This is a genomic window from Blautia massiliensis (ex Durand et al. 2017) (genome assembly GCF_001487165.1).
In the GTDB taxonomy this organism is placed as follows: domain Bacteria; phylum Bacillota; class Clostridia; order Lachnospirales; family Lachnospiraceae; genus Blautia_A; species Blautia_A fusiformis.
In genome coordinates, this window is sequence record NZ_LN913005.1 from 112530 (window position 1) to 130932 (window position 18403).

The window sequence follows — 18403 nt, forward strand, 5'->3', positions numbered from 1 at the left end:
GCATGGCAACAAAAGGCTGCCTGAGTAGTCAGACAGCCTGAAACGGAAGCTCTCCGGCCTCCTAAATGTTTCCTTCGTTGGGATAATACTGCCTGTAGATCTCTCTGGCAGCTCTTGTGATGATTCCAAGCTCAGCTTCCATTCCAAGATTAGCCGGAAGCTCCACAGCTGTTTCCCTGATGTCTCTCTGGACCTTGGCCTTCGCACTGTCCTCCTTGATGTGGATCAGGCCGAAAATCGTTGTGTTATAGGATTTATCTGTCTGACAGAGATCCATGTAGACCAGAACCAGATGACAGCATTCCCGGTAAAGAAGCTCCTCATAAAGGCCGCCCCTTTCCTGGAGCTCCTGAAATTTCAGCTTCTTAAGATACTTGCCTATCTCTTTCTTCGCACTTCTTGTACCAAAGAATCTGGAAGCGGAATTCCGGTTAAACTCCATGGTCATCCAGAGACCGAGATAACCGTCTGCCCTGGTATCACCAGTCTCAGCTTTATCGCTGTAACGGATCTCCCAGAGTTCCTTGCGGATCCTGTTTTCTTCCGGTTCTTCTCCTGCTGCAATGGACTGCTCCAGAAGCTTCAGGCGCTCCATGGGATCTTTCTCTCTATAGTATTTCGCAATTGTTGGTGTATCCATTCATTCTTCCTCCTGATATCTGAATATTATATCAGACAACCTGCCAAAAATACACCCCTATCTGTGATTTCGAAGCTTTTTCCCAGGGCTTTTCACTTTTTTTCCGCGGTTATCACATAGATATACATTGCGGATATACCACAGGGTCTTATCCTCTCCGTATTTATCCAGGATCCGGAGAAGTCCCTCCAGCTCTTTCTTTGTCTGTGGGTGGATAAACCACAGCTTCTCCTTGCTTTTCAGAAAATACTGCAATGGTTCATGATAGGTATATTCCTCTCCCAGATAGTTTCTGGATGCACTGATCCGGTCCATGACCATTTCCGCCACATATTTTCTGGGCATTCTGGCTCCCATGATCACATGCTCACCGTCAAGGGAATAGTCTACCCAATGTTCAAAATGGTGTCTGTTTCTTCCCTTATGGTGCAGCCAGGACATGGATACGCCGGTTGCCTCACGTTCTGCGTTGTTGGGACTTCTTGTCCCCTGATAATATTTACAGCCTACCAGAAATTCCGTCGGGGAATATTTGGACAGGTCATGAAGCAACCCCTGCTTATATAACCCGATACGAAAACAATATTTCATCACCAGAAGCTTATGCCTCGTGATGGTCCTGAAGTGCAGCCACGGGTGCCATGATCGCATCTTTCTCCGCCTCCTGTCTGCCCAGCAATACCACAATGGCGCGGGGGCCTATTTCGATTGATTTTTTATATTCTTCTTCCTCCTCCAGACAGAATCCTGTTCCGTGAAGAGAGGTATCTGCGATTTTTTTCCAGCACATGCCTTCCGGGAGATTGGGCAGAGCAAGGCTCCGGTTTTCCCAGTGGAAATTATAGCCGATGTAAATAAAATCATCCTCTGCAGCCTCCAGATCCTCTTTTTCCCTTGCATAGGCTCCGTAGTACATCATACCAAGAAGCCTGCTGGTATTCTCATAGCTCAGATACCAGGCACGTTCCCCGTGAAGAGACACATCCGGGAACCCCTTGGTCAGATAATCTACCCCTTTCAGTTCCACCGGCATATGAAGAACGGGATGGGCCTTACGAAAAGCAATGGCATCCTTTACAAATTTCCTCAGTCCCTGGTTTCTGGAAAGGCCCTTCCAGTCTGTCCAGCCGGTAGCATTATCCTGACAGTAGGCATTATTGTTTCCGCTCTGGGAATTGCCGAATTCATCACCGTGATAGATCATGGGAACACCCTGACTCAGCAGCATCATCAGAAAGGCATTTTTGATCTGGCGTTCCCTCATCTGACGGACGGAAACCTTACGGGTAGGGCCTTCCACACCACAGTTCCAGGAATAATTATAGCTGCTTCCGTCCTGATTGCCCTCGCCATTGGCCTCGTTATGTTTATAATTGTAGCTCACCAGGTCATTCATGGTAAATCCGTCCTGGCAGACCATGTAATTGATCACTCCATGATTCTCGCTGTTATGACGGATATGCCACGCTGCAGCCTCCACCATACCTTCATCGCTTTTCAGGAAACGGCGCATATCCTGGAGAAAATTCATATTGCTCTCCGCTCCGCAGCGTCTGACCGGAAGCTTTCCTCTGTAAAAATGATCAAAATCAAAGCCCTGGAAGATCAGTTTTGCTCCGGAAAGGATCCCATCCCGAAGAAGCATCTCCCGGTTAAAGCCCTCTCCCAGCACATGAAATCCATCTACATGGTAAAAATCTCTCCAGAACTGCAAAGCTCGAAGAGCCATCAGGCTGTCTGTTTCCTCTGGAAAATAGAATTCCATGATACAGGCAATGCCGTTCTTGTGCAGCTCCCGGATCATATACCGAAATTCCTGCTCCGGTTCTCTGGTGCTGCAGTAAGCACTCTTCGGGCTGAAATAGAAGCCGGATGCATAGCCCCAGTAATTCACTACATTTTCCTTTCGACGGGTCTTGATGTGTTCACTGCCTTCCTTCGGTTTATTGATCGGAACCTCACAGAATTCATAGGCAGGCATCAGTTCAATGGCATTGATCCCAAGTTCTTTCCAGTAAGGGATCATCTCTGTCAGGCCAAGAAAAGTCCCCTTATGGGAAACCATCTTTCTGGCAAGCTTCGTATAACCACGGACATGAAGCTTGTACAGGATCATATTTTCATATTCTACTGCCGGTGCAGTTTCATTTTCCCAGCCGGAAACATTCTCATTAAGGAAGCGACAGCGGACCTCCTTTTCCGGATCGTAAGGTACTCCGAAATGCTCTCTCCCGTGAAGTCCGTATGCATACGGATCCTGCACGATCTCACCGTCTATTTTATAATTATATTCAAACTCCTTCAGAGAAGCACTGCACAGCTTCAGTGCCCACACACGTCCTGTATGGAAATCCTTTGGAAAAACGATCTCCACCGGTGCGGCAGCTCCTCTTTTTTTATATAAAAGCAGGGACACTTCGGAATCCTCCGATGCCTCCACTGCAAAATTATAACCGCCCTCCATTTTGTTGGCGCCAAGTATCAGCGGCTGACCTTTTTCCACTCGACCTAATCTGCGGCTTGCCAAGGCAACTCCTCCTTTTCTCTTTTTATTATTCAAATCCATAGAAATCCTTTTCGCCGGATCCGTCACAGATCAATATCCAGCTCAACCGGGCAATGATCGGATCCCATGATCTCTCCGTGGATCTTCGCATCCTGAAGCTTTTCTTTCAGGGAAGGGGAAACAAGGAAATAGTCGATACGCCAGCCGGCGTTCTTCTCTCGTGCACGGAAACGGTAGGACCACCAGGAGTAAACGCCCTCTTTATCCGGATAAAAATAGCGGAATGTATCAATAAAGCCACTCTCAAGGGCTCTGGTAAAGCAGGCTCTCTCTTCATCAGTAAAGCCTGCATTTTTGCGGTTGGTCTTCGGGTTCTTGAGATCGATCTCCTGATGTGCCACATTAAGGTCGCCACAGCAGATCACCGGTTTCTTCTCCTGCAGTTTCAGGAGATAAGCCAGGAAATCCTCTTCCCATTTCATACGATATTCCAGACGGCGGAGCTCACTCTGGGAGTTGGGAGTATATACAGTCACAAAATAATACTCATCGAATTCCAGCGTGATGACACGTCCTTCTTTATCATGCTCCTCTATCCCGATCCCGTAAGCCGCAGACAATGGCTCCCTCTTCGTAAAAATGGCTGTACCTGAATAGCCTCTGCGGTTTGCGTAGTTCCAGTACTGATGATATCCGGGAAGTTCCAGCTTTACCTGTCCCTGCTGGCATTTCGTCTCCTGCAGACAGAAAATATCCGCATCCAGCTCATGAAAGCGTTCCTCAAAGCCCTTGGTGATACAGGCCCGGATCCCATTTACATTCCAGGAAATAAATTTCATATTTTTATATTTTCTCCTCATTTTTTCGTCATATTTTTATTATATCTCACATTGTCGGATTAAGCAAAAAATATTTTGAAAGTTTTCTCAGGCTCTCAAATATTTTGTTGCTGTTCTACGTCATATCTGTTAAAATGTTCTCTATATCATGCAGAGCTGCCCCCTTATTTACAGGCAGCAGCAGAACGGAGGATTTTTTTATGAGTGATGAATTTAACAAAAGCGGATGTGCACCAAGCGACTGCGCTTCCTGTACAGCCAACTGCGAAAGCAAGGTAGATGAGGCACATCATACCATTACCCTGACTATGGATGACGATACTGAGGTAGAATGTGCCATCCTTACTATTTTCCCTGTAGAGAACAAAGAATATATCGCACTTCTCCCACTGGATGAGAACGGCCAGAATGAGACCGGTGAGGTTTATCTCTACAGCTTCTCCCGCACAGCAGACGGCGATCCGATGCTGGCAAACATTGAAGATGATGAAGAGTACGACGCTGCCGCAAATGCCTTTAACGCAGTCGTGGAAAAAGCACGTGCAGACGAGGAGGCAGACGCACCTCTCAGCTAAACAGTGCATTTATCGGAAAGCAGTAACTACACAAAACAAGCCCGGAAAATCGGATGTATGTGGTCTTCACACCTCCGCCTTCCGGGCTTTTGTTTTATTTTGTGGTACTTCCGAAGCCACCGTTTCTTACTGCATCTGCATCGTCATCCACAGTGATTCCGTATTCCACAAAGATCCCCTGCATAAAACCGGTTCCTGCCGGGATCTGGATCGTTTTATCTTCTCTTGTATCGTTAGTCAGCTTGGCAAAGATATGACCTTCGTTGTCGGAAAAGAAATAATCGCTGTCAATGATTCCCACTGTGTTATTCAACTGCAGCCGGAATTTAAATCCCAGTCCGCTTCTCGGATAACATTTCAGAACCCAGCCCTCTTCCATCTCTACACGGATACCAGTCGGTATCTTTACGATCTCACCTGGCTTCATGGTCACATCCACAGGTGCATAAAAATCATATCCTGCACTTCCGGTCGTAGCTCTCTTCGGAAGCTTCAGACTGTCGTAGATATTCCGGATCTCCTCTTCTGAATACTGTTCAAAGGTATCCTTCCAGTCCTTTGCAAACTGTTCAAAACTTACCTTGTGAAATTTCGCAATTCTTTTCATTTTTCGTTCCACTCCCAATAGGTAATTTCAAAAAACCTCTGATCACTCCGTGTACAGAACCACACGGTTCTCACGAAGTGACGCCTGTACATCGATCACCCTCTGATTTGAGGAGCCTTTCCATTTCAGACGAACCTCTTTCTTGTCCACCTGAAATTCCCCGTCCACGCATACATCCAGATAATGGATGATCTCGTACTGCTGGATTTCTTCCCAGAGAGAACCCGTATACAGCCAGATCGTCTTATCCGGATACTTCTCTCTGATCTCTCTTGCAAGAGCTGTTACCTCAGCGATATTGGAAGGATGCAGAGGATCGCCTCCTGAAAAGGTGATCCCGCTGATATAATCCTTGTCCAGCTCTGCAAATATCTCAGCTCGCTCGCTGTCCGTAAAGGGCAGACCTCCATTCGGATCCCAGGTAATGGGATTCTGGCACTCCCGGCAGCCGTGTGAACAGCCAGCTACCCAGAGCACTACACGAAGTCCGTCTCCGTTTAACATATCGTCCTTGGTAATATTGTGGTATCTCATCATTTATGCTTCTTCCGGTACATCCTTCATGCTGAAGCTGATTCTTCCCATCTTGTCCTTGCCAAGGCAGATAACCTTAACTTTGTCGCCAAGTGTGAGAACATCCTCAACACGGTTGATCCTCTGTTTGGAGATCTTGGAAATGTGTACCATTCCCTCCTTGCCCGGTGCAAACTCAAGGAATGCGCCAAACTCTTTGATGCTGACTACGCGTCCTGTAAAGATCTGTCCTGCCTCAAACTCGGTAGTGATGATCTCGATCATACGTTTTGCTTCATCCATACCCTTCTGGTCTGTTCCGCAAATAGAAACTGCGCCGTCGTCTGTGATGTCGATCTTCACACCTGTACGCTCGATGATCGTGTTGATAGTCTTTCCTCTCTGTCCGACTACATCACCGATCTTCTGCGGGTCGATCTGGATCTGGATGATCTTCGGAGCAAACTCCCCAACAGTTGTACGAGGCTTGTCGATACATTTCTCCATAACTTCTGTCAGGATATATTCTCTTGCCTCTTTTGTTCTGCGGATCGCTTCCTCAACGATCGGTCTTGTAAGACCATGGATCTTAATATCCATCTGGATCGCTGTGATTCCGTCATGTGTTCCGGCTACCTTGAAGTCCATATCTCCGAAGAAGTCCTCAAGGCCCTGGATATCTGTAAGAACGATGTAATCATCGTCTGTTTCACCTGTAACAAGTCCGCAGGAAATACCTGCAACCGGTTTTCTGATCGGTACACCGGCAGCCATCAGTGACATGGTAGATGCACAGATACTTGCCTGGGATGTGGAGCCGTTGGACTCAAATGTCTCAGATACGGTACGGATTGCATATGGGAATTCTTCCTCTGTAGGAAGTACCGGTACCAGTGCTCTCTCAGCAAGTGCTCCGTGACCGATCTCACGACGTCCCGGTCCTCTGGAAGGCTTGGTCTCACCTACAGAGTAGGACGGGAAGTTGTAGTGGTGCATATATCTCTTGGATGTCTCAAACTCATCCAGTCCGTCAAGACGCTGTGCCTCTGTAAGAGGAGCAAGTGTAGTAACGGTACAGATCTGAGTCTGTCCTCTTGTGAACATGGCAGAACCATGAACTCTCGGGATGATATCTGTCTCTGCAGCCAGCGGACGGATCTGTCTGATCTCACGTCCATCCGGACGTTTATGATCTTTGAGGATCATCTTGCGGACAGTCTTCTTCTGGTACTGATATACAGCCTCACCGAGAACGGCAAGCCATTCCTCATTGTCTGCAAAAGCTTCTTTCAGCTTATCAGTGATCTCGCTGATGTTATTCTCACGTGTCTGCTTGTCATCAGAGAATACGGCAACCTCCATCTCTTCCGGAGGAACGATCTTCTTGATCTCATCAAAAAGCTCCTGAGGTACTGCACAGGACTCGTAGGAATGTTTCTCTTTTCCGCACTCTGCTACGATCTGGTCGATGAATTTGATGATCTCCTGGTTCACTTCATGAGCCTTGTAGATAGCCTCGATCATCTTATCTTCCGGGATCTCATTAGCTCCGGCCTCAATCATGATAACCTTCTCTCTTGTAGAAGCAACCGTAAGCTGAAGATCAGAAACTGCCTTCTGTGCAAGTGTCGGGTTGATGATAAACTCGCCGTCGATCATACCAACCTGTGTGGTTGCGCATGGACCGTCAAATGGGATATCAGAAATACAGGTTGCAATGGAAGAACCAAGCATAGCCGGGATCTCCGGATTGCATTCCGGATCAACAGACATAACCATATCTACCAGAGTTACGTCATTTCTGTAATCCTTTGGAAACAGCGGACGCATCGGACGGTCGATAACACGGGATGTAAGGATTGCATGCTCGCTTGCCTTACCCTCTCTCTTGTTGAATCCTCCCGGGATCTTTCCTACTGCATACATCTTCTCCTCATACTCAACACTTAACGGGAAGAAATCGATTCCTTCTCTTGGCTCTTTGGATGCGGTAGCAGTAGCAAGGACTGTAGTATCACCATAGTGCATAAGAGCAGCACCATTGGCCTGTTTCGCTACACGTCCGATATCTACAGTCAGTGTTCTTCCTGCAAGTTCCATGGAATAACTTTTGTACATATTCGTTCTCCTTTTCTTATTATATTAATATCTGACAGGAGCCCGAAACAACTGAAAAGACCACTTCCTTTGAAAAAGATCTCGACCGGAAATGGGCTTTTCAGTAGTCTCGGAAATCACTCCTGCGGTAATTCCGTCTGTGTTTATCACACATGTTAAAATGGGGCGGATGGAATCATCCGCCCCTCCCGTAGCAATTATTTTCTTAAACCTAATTTCTCAATCAGTGCACGGTATCTTTCGATGTCTGTTTTCTTAAGATAAGCAAGAAGGCCACGTCTCTGACCTACCATTTTCAGAAGACCTCTTCTGGAATGATGATCTTTGTGGTGTGTTTTAAGATGCTCTGTGAGCTCCTGGATTCTTGCTGTAAGAACTGCAACCTGAACCTCCGGTGAACCTGTGTCACCCTCTGTTCTTGCATACTCTTTCATGATCGCTGTTTTCTTTTCTTTAGAAATCATTATTGTTTCCTCCTTGAAATTTTAATTAAACGCCGGGTATTAAGAAGTGGTCGGAGTCTCCGGCTTCTGAATACTGGCTTTTTTCACCTCGAACAGTATAGCACACGGTTTCTGACCTGTAAACTGTTTTTTCGAAAAGTTTTTCCCGAAAGTTTTTATTTTTCGAGGCTGCGGAAATAAGCCTTTCCCTTTTCTGCATCCTTCAGGAGCTGCTGCTTCAGTGCTTCTATGGACGAAAAGCGCTTCTCCGGTCTGGAATAATGAAAGAATTCCACTCTGCAGGGCTCTCCGTACAGATCCTCTTCACAGTCAAAAAGATAGGTCTCAACACCCAGGAATTTCTCTCCTATGGTTGGTTTATATCCTACGTTTGTGATCCCGCAAAGGGTTCTGTCCTTAAAATGGGACACTGTATCATAAACGCCATTTGGCGGCATCAGCTTTTCTTTTGCAGGAACGATATTAGTAGTGGGAAGAAGGACCTTATGTCCCATTCCTCTTCCATGTTCGATCACACCGTCCACAAAAAAGGGGATTCCCAGCAGATCATTAACCTTTTCCATATTTCCCTTTTTCAGTTCCTCACGGATAAATGTACTGCTGATCTTTCTGCGGCCTTCCATTTCTTTCGGAACAACATCCACAGTAAAGCCAAGCTTCCTTCCCATAGTCTCCAGAAGCTGTGGTGTTCCCTTGCGTTCATACCCGAACCTGAAATCTTCTCCCACTGCAACATGCTCCGCCTGAAGATCTCCCACCAGGATCTCTTTAACAAAGGTTTCTGCCTTCATATGACGGATCCGGTTATCCAGCGGACATTCGATCAGCACATCCACGCCTGCTTTCTCAAGAAGCTGACATCGTTCCTCTTTTGTAAAGATCATCTGACTGCCGATGCCAAGAGAAAAAAGGACTGTCTGCAGACCTTTTTCTTTCTGTTCCAGGATCTTCTCCACCAGTTTCTGGTGTCCACGGTGTATGCCGTCAAATTTTCCAAGTGTCACCGCACTCTTTGAAAGGCGCGGAAATTCTCCGTCGATCTTCAAGTATTCCATATCTTCTGCTGCTCCTGCAAGTTTTTATAAAATGTCATACAAAAAACATGCGGATGGGTACGTATTTCTGTTTTCTTTCATCCCAGCCGTATATTCCTGTGAAATTTCCGCTGCTTTTATACATCCGGACTTTTTCTTCCCTGCTGCCTCCCTGTACCAGTTCTTCCGGAAGCGGGTTTCCGTTATTGAGAAGTCTGTCTCCCTCCGGTGTACAGGTAAGGACCGGATACATGGAAAGTACATCCTCGATGGAAACAAGCTTTTCCCCGATGGTCCCATCGGCAACCGCCTCCTCCACCTGGGAAAGTGTCATGCTCTCTTCCAGAGTGAAATTTCCGGACCTGGTCCGAAGCAGCTCTTCCATGGCTCCGCCGCAGCCTAATTTTTCTCCGATGTCATTGCAAAGTGTACGGATATAGGTGCCCTTGCTACAGGTAACGCTTATGCGTACCAGCGGAAGCTCCATATCCAGTATCCTTATCTCATAAAAAACCACAGGGCGCGGCTTACGCTCTATGGTTTTTCCTTCTCTGGCCAGTTCGTAAAGCTTCTTTCCGTTTACCTTCAGAGCCGAATACATAGGAGGGATCTGCAGCTGTTCTCCCACAAAGGATCCCACTGCCTCACGGACTTCCTCTTCCGTGACGGTCACAGGTTTCTCAGAAAGAACAGCTCCGGTCATGTCCTGGGTATCTGTGGAAACTCCCAGCCTTAAAACCGCCTCATATGTTTTTTCTTTTTCTGTAAGAAGCTCCACCAGCCGGGTCCCCTTGCCCAGTGCAACAGGAAGTACTCCCTCTGCTGCCGGATCCAGAGTCCCGGTATGGCCGATCTTTTTCATGTGGAGAATCCCACGCAGCTTTGCAACAACATCATGAGAGGTATAACCTTTTTCCTTTCGGATCACAAGTATTCCGTCCATGATCTTATCTTTACTCCTCTGCAAGCTGTTTTTCAATTTCAGCGGTAAGGTTGTTGATCACATCGTACATGGAGCCCTGCATATCACAGCCGGCTGCACGCACATGTCCGCCGCCTCCGAAAAATACGGCAATCTTGCTTACATCCACCTTACCATTGGAACGGAGAGATACTTTAAAGAGTTGCGTCTGCATCTCATAGATAAAGATCGCAACCTCCACACCAGCAGTCAGACGGAGCTGGCTCACGATTCCCTCCAGATCCTTTCCTTCCACACTGTAGAAATCCATCTCCCGTTTTTTCAGATATCCGACCACACACTTACCGCCCTGAAGGAGAATACTCTCTGCCAGGACACGTCCCATGACCTGATTCTGAAGATATGTTTTCTGGTAAAAGGACTCATCGATGATCCTGCTGAAATCAAATCCTGTTTTCATCAGTTCTCCGGCGATCCTCATGGTTTCCGGTGTTGTGGAAGAATACTGGAACACGCCGGTATCATGTGCCATTCCGGTATAAATAGGAACCGCAATGGAACGATCGATCTTGTCTGAATCCAGAAGTCCGTAAAGAACTTCGCTGGCAGAGCTGATCTCGCCTCTTACATGATTGACATCCGCAAATCCGTTATTGCTCACATGATGATCAATGCAGGCTGTCTTTTTTGCTGCATCGAAATATTTCCGAGCAACAGCGAGCCTGTCCAGTGCGCTGACATCACAGGTGATAAAAAGATCATACACCTTATCTTCTTCTGCTTCTGTCTTAACCTCATCCATTCTGTCAATGTAATCAAATACAGGTTTCCGGTCTTCCAGATAAACATCTGCTTCTATATCAGGAAAATATTTCCGGATATAGAGATACAGAGCCATACAGGAACCAATGCAGTCCCCATCCGGACGGATGTGACCGCCAATGCCAACGGTTTTTACATTTTCCAGTATTTCTGAAATGTTTTTCATTTTTTCCACCTATTCCTCTGTTTCCATCCCACTCATTACGTCATTGATCTTCTTTGACATATTTACACCATATTCAATAGACTCATCCAGAACAAAACGGATCTCCGGTGTATTGCGGAGATTCAGTCTTCTGGCCAGTTCTCTCCGAACATAGCCCTCTGCATTCTTTAAGCCCCGGAGGGTGGAATCCTTGGCCTGTTTCTCGCCCAGCACACTGATGTAAGCTTTGCAGGTCTTAAGATCCGGTGCCACCTCAACAGCTGTCACAGAAGTCATCGGATGAATTCTGGGGTCCTTGATCTCGCTGTGTATGATGGTGCTGAGTTCTTTTTGAACTGCACCATTCACACGTGTATTTTTAATGCTGTTTTTTCTCATTACGAATCACTCCTATCTTGGTACCTCTACCATGATATATGCTTCGACTTTATCTTCTTCTTTGACATCATTAAAGTCATTAAATACAAGACCGCACTCATATCCGGCACGAACTTCCTTGACATCATCCTTAAATCTCTTCAGAGATGCAAGCTCACCCTCGAAGATCTGGTCCTCACCTCGTGTGATACGAACCTTACAGTTACGCTGGAATGTACCATCCAGCACATAGCTTCCTGCGATGGTTCCGACACCGGAGGCCTTGAACAGCTGACGAACCTCTGCGTGACCGATAACCTTCTCCTCGAATACAGGATCCAGCATACCCTTCATAGCTGCCTCTACATCCTCGATCGCCTGATAAATGACTTTATAAAGTCGAAGGTCAACGCCCTCCTGCTCAGCAAGCTGTTTTGCTGTAGTATCCGGACGTACATTAAAGCCGATGATGATCGCATTGGATGTTGCAGCAAGGCTGACATCAGACTCATTGATGGCACCTACACCACCATGGATCACCTTAACGATAACTTCCTCGTTGGAAAGCTTGGTAAGACTCTGTTTTACAGCCTCAACAGATCCCTGTACATCGGCCTTGACGATGATCGGAAGCTCCTTAAGATCGCTGGCCTGGATCTGGTCAAACAGGTTATCCAGAGAAAGCTTGCCTTTGGTCTCCTCGAGAAGACGGCTCTTGTTCTCTGTAACGAATGCGCCTGCAAAGTTCTTGGCTTCTTTATCGCTCTCAAAGGACATCAAGATCTCACCTGCATTAGGAACATCACCAAGTCCGAGGATCTCAACCGGAGTAGACGGACCTGCCTCTTTTACACGACGTCCCTTATCATCCATCATTGCACGTACCTTACCATTGCATGCACCTGCGGCAATAAAGTCTCCCACATGAAGAGTACCCTTCTGAACAAGGATGGTAGCAACCGGTCCTTTACCTTTATCAAGCTGAGCCTCAATAACAAGACCTCTTGCCTCACGGTTCGGATTGGCTTTGAGCTCGGAAACCTCAGCAGTAAGAAGAATCATCTCAAGAAGATTCTCAATTCCTTCTCCTGTATGTGCGGATACCGGAACAAAGATGGTGCTTCCGCCCCAGTCCTCAGGAATCAGTTCATACTCGGAAAGCTCCTGTTTTACACGCTCTACATTTGCACTTGGTTTATCGATCTTATTGATGGCAACGATGATCTCAACACCGGCTGCCTTTGCATGGCTGATCGCCTCTACTGTCTGCGGCATTACACCATCGTCTGCGGCAACGACCAGAACTGCGATATCTGTAGCGTTGGCACCACGCATACGCATAGCTGTGAACGCCTCATGTCCCGGTGTATCCAGGAATGTGATCTTCTGACCTTTGATATTTACCACGTAAGCACCGATGTGCTGTGTGATTCCGCCGGCCTCGCCTCTGGTTACGTTTGTATTACGGATGGCATCCAGAAGAGATGTTTTACCATGGTCAACGTGACCCATAACACAGACTACCGGAGGTCTCGGAACCATATCATCCTCATCCTCTTCGTCCTCTTTGAGGAGCTCTGCGATCACATCCACCTTTTCTTCCTTCTCAGCAATGATATCAAAGCCAAGTGCGATCTCCTCTGCCTTTTCAAAGTCGATCTCCTGGTTTACGGTTACCATGACACCTTCCATGAAAAGCTTCTTAACGATCACTGACGGCTGCATCTTCATTGCGTCCGCAAGCTCACGGATAGTAAGCTTCTCCGGAATGGTGATCTCCTTGATCTCCGGTTTCTTCTCTTCCTGCTTCGGCTGTGGATTCGGTTTCTGAAGTGCTTTCGGGATTCTGGAATTCGGTCTGCGTCCGCCCTGATTTGGTCTGCGTCCGCCCTGGGTACCTTTCTCGAATTCTTTCTTCTTGTTCTTATTCTCTCTGTCACGCTCACGCTTGCTGTCCTTGGATGTCTTGGTCAGCTCCGGAGTGAATACAGCATCTGAAGAGCCACCGCTTCTTCTCTGTCCCGGACGCTGTCCGCCGCCCTGGCCACCACGGTTTGCTCCGCTGAAACGGTTGTCTCCGCCTCTTCCGCCTTCGGAACGTCCGCCCTGGCCTCCCTGGCCACGGTTTGCTCCACCGCCGAAACGGTTTCCTCCGTCTCTTCTTCCTTCAAAGCTTCCGCCCTGACCTCCCTGGCCACGGTTTGCTCCACCGCCGAAACGGCTTCCGCCTCTTCCGTCATTCTGACGTGGGCCTCTGTTTCCCTCGCCCTGTCTTGCCGGACGTCCCTCACCATTCTGGGAACGGTTTCCGCCAAAACGATTTCCGCCGTCTCTTCTTCCCTCGAAGGTTCTTCCGTCACGATTTCCGTCTCTTCTTCCTTCCGGACGGTTGCCCTGCGGTCTTCCGCCCTGAGTACGATTCTGGCCACTCTGACCGTTTCTCTGCTCACCGGACTCACCGTTTCGTGTGTTTGCTCCTGCGCTTCTCTGACCGCCGTTCTGTGGACGTGCCGGTCCCTTTCTCTCGCCTGCTGCCGGTTTTCTTCTTCCTTTACCGCCATCGCTGGCATTCTGTGCATGAAATACACGGATGATATTTTTTTTCTTTTTCGGTGCTTCAGATTTGTTACCCTCTGTATTCACCGTTGTTGTCTTTTCTTCTGTTTTTGGAGTATCCAATTGTCTATATTGCTCCTTTCCCGATCTGTTGAATTTATCTTTTATCATTTCTATCGTCAAACCTCCTTACAGACGCCTGTATCATGCAGGTTATCTGCCGGATTCTTTTTCCAGCGCCTTCATGATCGCCTTTGCAAAATTTTCGTCCTGCACGGCAAGGCTGGCACGGAATTCTTTGCCCATTGCTCTGCCCAGGCTCTCTTTGTCTGAAAGGAAATATAACGGAACTTCATAATAGGTACACATATTCCGAAATTTCTTTTTTGTGTTTTCGGAGGCATCATCTGCCACCAGTGCCAGGAAACCTTTTCCTGTTTTTACGGATTTCTCTGTGGAAAATTCTCCGCTCACTGTTTTTCCTGCTTTTGTCGCAAGTCCGATGAGTGATAAAACCTTATTGTTTTTCAATTGATCCAAACTCCTTTTTGAGGTTCTGATACACTTCATCCGGAACTGCCATTTTCAAGGAACGCTCCAGGCCATGGTTTTTGATAGCCTTTTCCAGGCATTCCTCTGAGAAACAAAGGTATGCGCCGCGTCCGTTTTTCTTACCTGTAGCGTCCAGGATGATCTCATTCTCTGATGTCCTGAGAACTCGTATCATTTCCTTTTTGCTTTTCATTTCCCTGCAGCCGGTACACTGACGCATGGGAATCTTGGTTCTCGTTTTCATTATTCTTCGGCATCTCCATCTGCTGTTTCTTCAGCTTCTGTTTCTGTCTCTTCTGTATCTTCCTCTGCTTCTTCAAGCTCTTCGGAAACAGCCTCTTCTGTCATTTCTTCCTCTGCTTCCTCGTGTTCCTCATCGTAATCATCGTAGAAGTCACCGGACTCTCTTGCCTGTGTCTCGCTCTTGATGTCGATCTTGAAGCCTGTAAGTCTTGCAGCAAGACGTGCGTTCTGTCCTTCCTTACCGATAGCAAGGGAAAGCTGGTAATCCGGAACTACGACCAGTGCGGTCTTCTCATCCGGGTCAGCCATAACTGCGATAACCTTTGCAGGGCTTAATGCATTCTCGATAAGGATCGCCGGGTTCTCATCCCAGTTGATGATATCGATCTTCTCACCGTGAAGCTCGTTAACAACTGCACCTACACGTGCACCGTTCATACCAACGCATGCTCCCACAGCATCTACATCCGGATCGTTGCTCCATACAGCGATCTTGGTACGGGAGCCTGCCTCACGGGCAATGCTCTTGATCTCAACGGTACCGTCTCTTACCTCTGCAACCTCGGACTCGAAAAGTCTCTTTACAAGACCGGGATGTGTTCTGGAAACCAGGATACGCGGTCCCTTCGGTGTATCCTTAACTTCAAGAATGTAAACTTTTACTCTCTCAGTTGGCTGGAAGGTCTCACCCTTTACCTGTTCGTTCTCTGTAAGTACTGCGTCTGCCTTACCAAGGTTGATGCTGACATTTTTGCCCATTACTCTCTGAACAATACCGGTTACCACTTCTTTTTCGATTCCATAGTACTGATCGTAAAGAACTTTACGCTCTTCCTCACGGATTTTCTGAAGAATGACATTCTTTGCATTCTGGGTTGCGATACGTCCGAATTCCTTGGACTGGATCTCAACCTTCATAACATCACCGATCTCTGCGTTCGTGTTTGTTTTCTGTGCATCCACCAGAGAAATCTCCAGCGCCGGATCCTCCACATGCTCTACAACAGTTCTGTCAGCGTAAACACTGAAGTCACAGGTCTCCGGATCGATCATAACGTGAACGTTATCTGCCTTTCCGAAATGGTTCTTACATGCCTGGATCAGTGACTGCTCAATTGCCTCCAGCAGTGTATCCTTACTGATGTTTTTCTCTTTTTCGAGAACGTCCAGCGCATCTCTTAAATCTCTGCTCATTTTTCTTTTTTCCTCCTGAATTTTACAGATTCGATTCTCTTTTAGAATTCGATTGCGAGACGAATCAGGGCAATATCTTTTTTATCAAAGGTACGTTCTGTGCCGTCTTCATCGATTGTCACACTGTTACTATCATATGCATTTAAAATACCGCAGAATTCTTTCTGTTTCTCGATGGGCCGGTAGGTACGGATCTCCACCAGCTTGCCAAGGCTTCTCTTAAAGTCTTTTTCTTTTTTAAGAGGCCGGTCAAGTCCCGGAGAACTGATCTCCATAATGTAGCTGTCCTCGATGAAATCCTGCTCATCCAGTATATCGCTGAATGCACGGCTTACGTCCTCGCAGTCATTGACTGTGATTCCGCCCGGCTTGTCGATATAGCCTCTGAGATACCAGGTTCCGGCTTCCTTGACATACTCCACGTCTACCAGCTCAAAGCCCCTGGACTCCACGATTGGTGTAAGGATCGCCTCTGTCTTCTGTTCATATTCTTCCCGTCTGCTCATGCTTCCCACCTGCCTTTCCTATTTCTGCCTATTTCTGAACAAATTCCTTCTCAGCAAATAGGAGCGGGCTCTCGCCCACTCCTATGCCAACAAGTTCTTAGTTTCGTTCATTGTAACACCAATGTCTGTTAAATGCAAGTATTAATTGCGATTTCCGGTTTTTGTCCCCGCATAGGGAATGTCCCATGTACCACACCGTTTGATTTCCTCTTTGTTATTTCAATTCACGTTCCCACGTGGGGAACGACCCTTTCAATCTCCACGAATCTCTTTGCGTTGATATTTCAATCCACGTTCCCTCGTGGGGAACGACATCATCAACCAGGCTATCACTATCTTCTACACTCATTTCAATCCACGTTCCTGTGTGGGGAACGACGGCATATTACCAGAATGCAGCTAACTACTTTGCATTTCAATCCACGTTCCCGCGTAGGGAACGACGGCTGGAGCTACAGTGATCGCATATGTGATCGGGATTTCAATCCACATTCCTGCGTAGGGAACGACACGAAATGCGAAAAAAAATTAAGGTCATATCCAGATTTCAATCCACTTTCCCTCGTGGGGAACGACGATAGCAAGCATCCCAGACATTGCTTCTTTTCCATTTCAATCCACGTTCCCTCGTGGGGAACGACTTCCGGATCCGCACGAGATCACCGCAAAGACAGAATTTCAATCCACTTTCCCTCGTGGGGAACGACGGTGTTAGCCCTATTACAAATACCATTTACTATGATCTCAATCCACGTTCCCTCGTGGGGAACGACACATGTACCACAACTTTTCTGCTGACCTGTGATAATTTCAATCCACGTTCCCTCGTGGGGAACGACGGTGGCAGTATACTGTAACTCGTGGAGTAAGCGATTTCAATCCACGTTCCCTCGTGGGGAACGACTATACACCGACATGCAGAAGTTGATTATGTTCAATTTCAATCCACGTTCCCTCGTGGGGAACGACCCGGGATCACGATGACATTCACCAGAGCATTGCCATTTCAATCCACGTTCCCTCGTGGGGAACGACGGTAAAGATAGTGGCCAGGAAAAAGGCGGATATATTTCAATCCACGTTCCCTCGTGGGGAACGACCATGGAGAAACCTCTAAGTTATCCCAATCAGCAGATTTCAATCCACGTTCCCTCGTGGGGAACGACGAGGTCCTTATTTGATCTTCCTTTCCCCTTGCCGATTTCAATCCACGTTCCCTCGTGGGGAACGACCACGGGCAGTATGGATAGATCTCTCTGTCTTTTCTATTTCAATCCACGTTCCCTCGTGGGGAACGACGGCCAGGTGGATTCCTGGCAGCAGTTCTCTGATATTTCAATCCACGTTCCCTCGTGGGGAACGACTGGAAGCACCGCAAATCCGGCATCTGTAACAGAATTTCAATCCACGTTCCCTCGTGGGGAACGACAATGGAACCGTAGGAGTTACCGTAAATATTTCCATTTCAATCCACGTTCCCTCGTGGGGAACGACTGGGATGACCTGGACGGCCCGCGGCCGACAGTTATTTCAATCCACGTTCCCTCGTGGGGAACGACGATGGCGATCTTATACTTGAGCGAATCATTCTGATTTCAATCCACGTTCCCTCGTGGGGAACGACAGCATAGCGGACAGGTTCTTCAATCGCCTTGGAATTTCAATCCACGTTCCCTCGTGGGGAACGACGGCGTTCAAAGATCAGACTACGGTTTTATTTGAATTTCAATCCACGTTCCCTCGTGGGGAACGACAATTCAACCTGAGCCACGGCGAGTACATATTCCTT

18 protein-coding genes and 1 CRISPR repeat array (1 of these 19 running past the window's edge) are annotated in these 18403 nt (G+C 47.5%); of the genes, 1 reads left to right on the forward strand and 17 read right to left on the reverse strand.

The genetic code is table 11. From position 1 onward, the window contains the following. Positions 1-61: 61 nt before the first annotated feature. From BN3261_RS00550 to BN3261_RS00565, 4 genes are all read right to left on the reverse strand, one after another. The gene (locus tag BN3261_RS00550) at positions 62-640 is read right to left on the reverse strand and encodes a DUF6553 family protein (protein ID WP_015525807.1); all 579 of its coding nucleotides are present in this window, start codon (positions 638-640) and stop codon (positions 62-64) included. A gap of 57 nt (positions 641-697) precedes the next feature. Beyond that, entirely contained in the window at positions 698-1291 is a 594-nt protein-coding gene (locus BN3261_RS00555; RefSeq protein WP_021977109.1) for a DUF5662 family protein, read from the reverse strand. Beyond that, the gene (locus tag BN3261_RS00560) at positions 1242-3167 is read right to left on the reverse strand and encodes a Type II secretory pathway, pullulanase PulA and related glycosidase (protein ID WP_059085211.1); all 1926 of its coding nucleotides are present in this window, start codon (positions 3165-3167) and stop codon (positions 1242-1244) included. Before BN3261_RS00560 ends, BN3261_RS00555 begins: the two co-directional genes overlap by 50 nt. A gap of 62 nt (positions 3168-3229) precedes the next feature. Continuing rightward, on the reverse strand, positions 3230-3985 hold the full coding sequence (locus tag BN3261_RS00565) for an exodeoxyribonuclease III (RefSeq protein WP_015525806.1): 756 nt from the start codon (positions 3983-3985) through the stop codon (positions 3230-3232). 200 nt (positions 3986-4185) lie between these two features. Here BN3261_RS00565 and BN3261_RS00570 point away from each other — a divergent pair, with 200 nt between their 5' ends. After that, positions 4186-4560 carry a DUF1292 domain-containing protein gene (locus tag BN3261_RS00570; RefSeq protein WP_015525805.1) on the forward strand — a complete coding sequence of 125 codons (375 nt, stop codon included), beginning with the start codon at positions 4186-4188 and terminating at the stop codon, positions 4558-4560. 94 nt (positions 4561-4654) lie between these two features. Here BN3261_RS00570 and BN3261_RS00575 read toward each other — a convergent pair whose 3' ends face one another. From BN3261_RS00575 to rimP, 13 genes are all read right to left on the reverse strand, one after another. Next, on the reverse strand, positions 4655-5167 hold the full coding sequence (locus tag BN3261_RS00575; RefSeq protein WP_015525804.1) for a dCTP deaminase/dUTPase family protein: 513 nt from the start codon (positions 5165-5167) through the stop codon (positions 4655-4657). A 42-nt stretch (positions 5168-5209) separates the two neighbouring features. Beyond that, positions 5210-5701 carry an anaerobic ribonucleoside-triphosphate reductase activating protein gene (nrdG, locus tag BN3261_RS00580; protein ID WP_044961222.1) on the reverse strand — a complete coding sequence of 164 codons (492 nt, stop codon included), beginning with the start codon at positions 5699-5701 and terminating at the stop codon, positions 5210-5212. A 3-nt stretch (positions 5702-5704) separates the two neighbouring features. Then, positions 5705-7798: a polyribonucleotide nucleotidyltransferase gene (locus BN3261_RS00585; protein WP_015525802.1), complete on the reverse strand. Its 2094-nt coding sequence runs from the start codon at positions 7796-7798 to the stop codon at positions 5705-5707. A gap of 197 nt (positions 7799-7995) precedes the next feature. After that, positions 7996-8262 (reverse strand): 30S ribosomal protein S15, encoded by a 267-nt coding sequence (rpsO, locus tag BN3261_RS00590; RefSeq protein WP_015525801.1) that lies wholly within the window; start codon positions 8260-8262, stop codon positions 7996-7998. A gap of 155 nt (positions 8263-8417) precedes the next feature. Further along, positions 8418-9317, reverse strand: a complete 900-nt coding sequence (locus BN3261_RS00595) for a bifunctional riboflavin kinase/FAD synthetase (RefSeq protein WP_015525800.1) — start codon at positions 9315-9317, stop codon at positions 8418-8420. A gap of 34 nt (positions 9318-9351) precedes the next feature. Continuing rightward, positions 9352-10242, reverse strand: a complete 891-nt coding sequence (gene truB / locus BN3261_RS00600; RefSeq protein ID WP_059085251.1) for a tRNA pseudouridine(55) synthase TruB — start codon at positions 10240-10242, stop codon at positions 9352-9354. A 7-nt stretch (positions 10243-10249) separates the two neighbouring features. Beyond that, complete coding sequence (locus BN3261_RS00605; protein ID WP_022426620.1) at positions 10250-11206, reverse strand: DHH family phosphoesterase; 957 nt, start codon at positions 11204-11206, stop codon at positions 10250-10252. Between the two features lie 9 nt (positions 11207-11215). After that, the gene (gene rbfA / locus BN3261_RS00610; protein WP_015525797.1) at positions 11216-11584 is read right to left on the reverse strand and encodes a 30S ribosome-binding factor RbfA; all 369 of its coding nucleotides are present in this window, start codon (positions 11582-11584) and stop codon (positions 11216-11218) included. A 12-nt stretch (positions 11585-11596) separates the two neighbouring features. Further along, positions 11597-14290, reverse strand: a complete 2694-nt coding sequence (gene infB / locus BN3261_RS00615; RefSeq protein ID WP_015525796.1) for a translation initiation factor IF-2 — start codon at positions 14288-14290, stop codon at positions 11597-11599. A 42-nt stretch (positions 14291-14332) separates the two neighbouring features. After that, positions 14333-14650, reverse strand: a complete 318-nt coding sequence (locus tag BN3261_RS00620; protein WP_021650310.1) for a L7Ae/L30e/S12e/Gadd45 family ribosomal protein — start codon at positions 14648-14650, stop codon at positions 14333-14335. Further along, positions 14637-14915 (reverse strand): RNase P modulator RnpM, encoded by a 279-nt coding sequence (gene rnpM, locus BN3261_RS00625; protein ID WP_015525795.1) that lies wholly within the window; start codon positions 14913-14915, stop codon positions 14637-14639. Before rnpM ends, BN3261_RS00620 begins: the two co-directional genes overlap by 14 nt. Beyond that, the gene (gene nusA / locus BN3261_RS00630; RefSeq protein ID WP_059085213.1) at positions 14915-16108 is read right to left on the reverse strand and encodes a transcription termination factor NusA; all 1194 of its coding nucleotides are present in this window, start codon (positions 16106-16108) and stop codon (positions 14915-14917) included. The genes rnpM and nusA overlap by 1 nt, the downstream gene beginning before the upstream one ends. 41 nt (positions 16109-16149) lie before the next feature. Continuing rightward, positions 16150-16614: a ribosome maturation factor RimP gene (rimP, locus tag BN3261_RS00635; RefSeq protein WP_021650312.1), complete on the reverse strand. Its 465-nt coding sequence runs from the start codon at positions 16612-16614 to the stop codon at positions 16150-16152. A 281-nt stretch (positions 16615-16895) separates the two neighbouring features. Continuing rightward, positions 16896-18403: a CRISPR direct-repeat array (repeat unit 32 nt; unit sequence ATTTCAATCCACGTTCCCTCGTGGGGAACGAC); it runs 1815 nt beyond the window's last position.

Excerpts from the sequence above, each read along its gene's own strand:
- BN3261_RS00550 (WP_015525807.1), bottom strand. The coding sequence starts at position 640 with ATGGATACACCAACAATTGCGAAATACTATAGAGAGAAAGATCCCATG.
- BN3261_RS00555 (WP_021977109.1), bottom strand. The coding sequence starts at position 1,291 with ATGCGATCATGGCACCCGTGGCTGCACTTCAGGACCATCACGAGGCAT.
- BN3261_RS00565 (WP_015525806.1), bottom strand. The coding sequence starts at position 3,985 with ATGAAATTTATTTCCTGGAATGTAAATGGGATCCGGGCCTGTATCACC.
- BN3261_RS00570 (WP_015525805.1), top strand. The coding sequence starts at position 4,186 with ATGAGTGATGAATTTAACAAAAGCGGATGTGCACCAAGCGACTGCGCT.
- BN3261_RS00575 (WP_015525804.1), bottom strand. The coding sequence starts at position 5,167 with ATGAAAAGAATTGCGAAATTTCACAAGGTAAGTTTTGAACAGTTTGCA.
- nrdG (WP_044961222.1), bottom strand. The coding sequence starts at position 5,701 with ATGAGATACCACAATATTACCAAGGACGATATGTTAAACGGAGACGGA.
- BN3261_RS00585 (WP_015525802.1), bottom strand. The coding sequence starts at position 7,798 with ATGTACAAAAGTTATTCCATGGAACTTGCAGGAAGAACACTGACTGTA.
- rpsO (WP_015525801.1), bottom strand. The coding sequence starts at position 8,262 with ATGATTTCTAAAGAAAAGAAAACAGCGATCATGAAAGAGTATGCAAGA.
- BN3261_RS00595 (WP_015525800.1), bottom strand. The coding sequence starts at position 9,317 with ATGGAATACTTGAAGATCGACGGAGAATTTCCGCGCCTTTCAAAGAGT.
- BN3261_RS00605 (WP_022426620.1), bottom strand. The coding sequence starts at position 11,206 with ATGAAAAACATTTCAGAAATACTGGAAAATGTAAAAACCGTTGGCATT.
- rbfA (WP_015525797.1), bottom strand. The coding sequence starts at position 11,584 with ATGAGAAAAAACAGCATTAAAAATACACGTGTGAATGGTGCAGTTCAA.
- infB (WP_015525796.1), bottom strand. The coding sequence starts at position 14,290 with ATGATAAAAGATAAATTCAACAGATCGGGAAAGGAGCAATATAGACAA.
- rnpM (WP_015525795.1), bottom strand. The coding sequence starts at position 14,915 with ATGAAAACGAGAACCAAGATTCCCATGCGTCAGTGTACCGGCTGCAGG.
- nusA (WP_059085213.1), bottom strand. The coding sequence starts at position 16,108 with ATGAGCAGAGATTTAAGAGATGCGCTGGACGTTCTCGAAAAAGAGAAA.
- rimP (WP_021650312.1), bottom strand. The coding sequence starts at position 16,614 with ATGAGCAGACGGGAAGAATATGAACAGAAGACAGAGGCGATCCTTACA.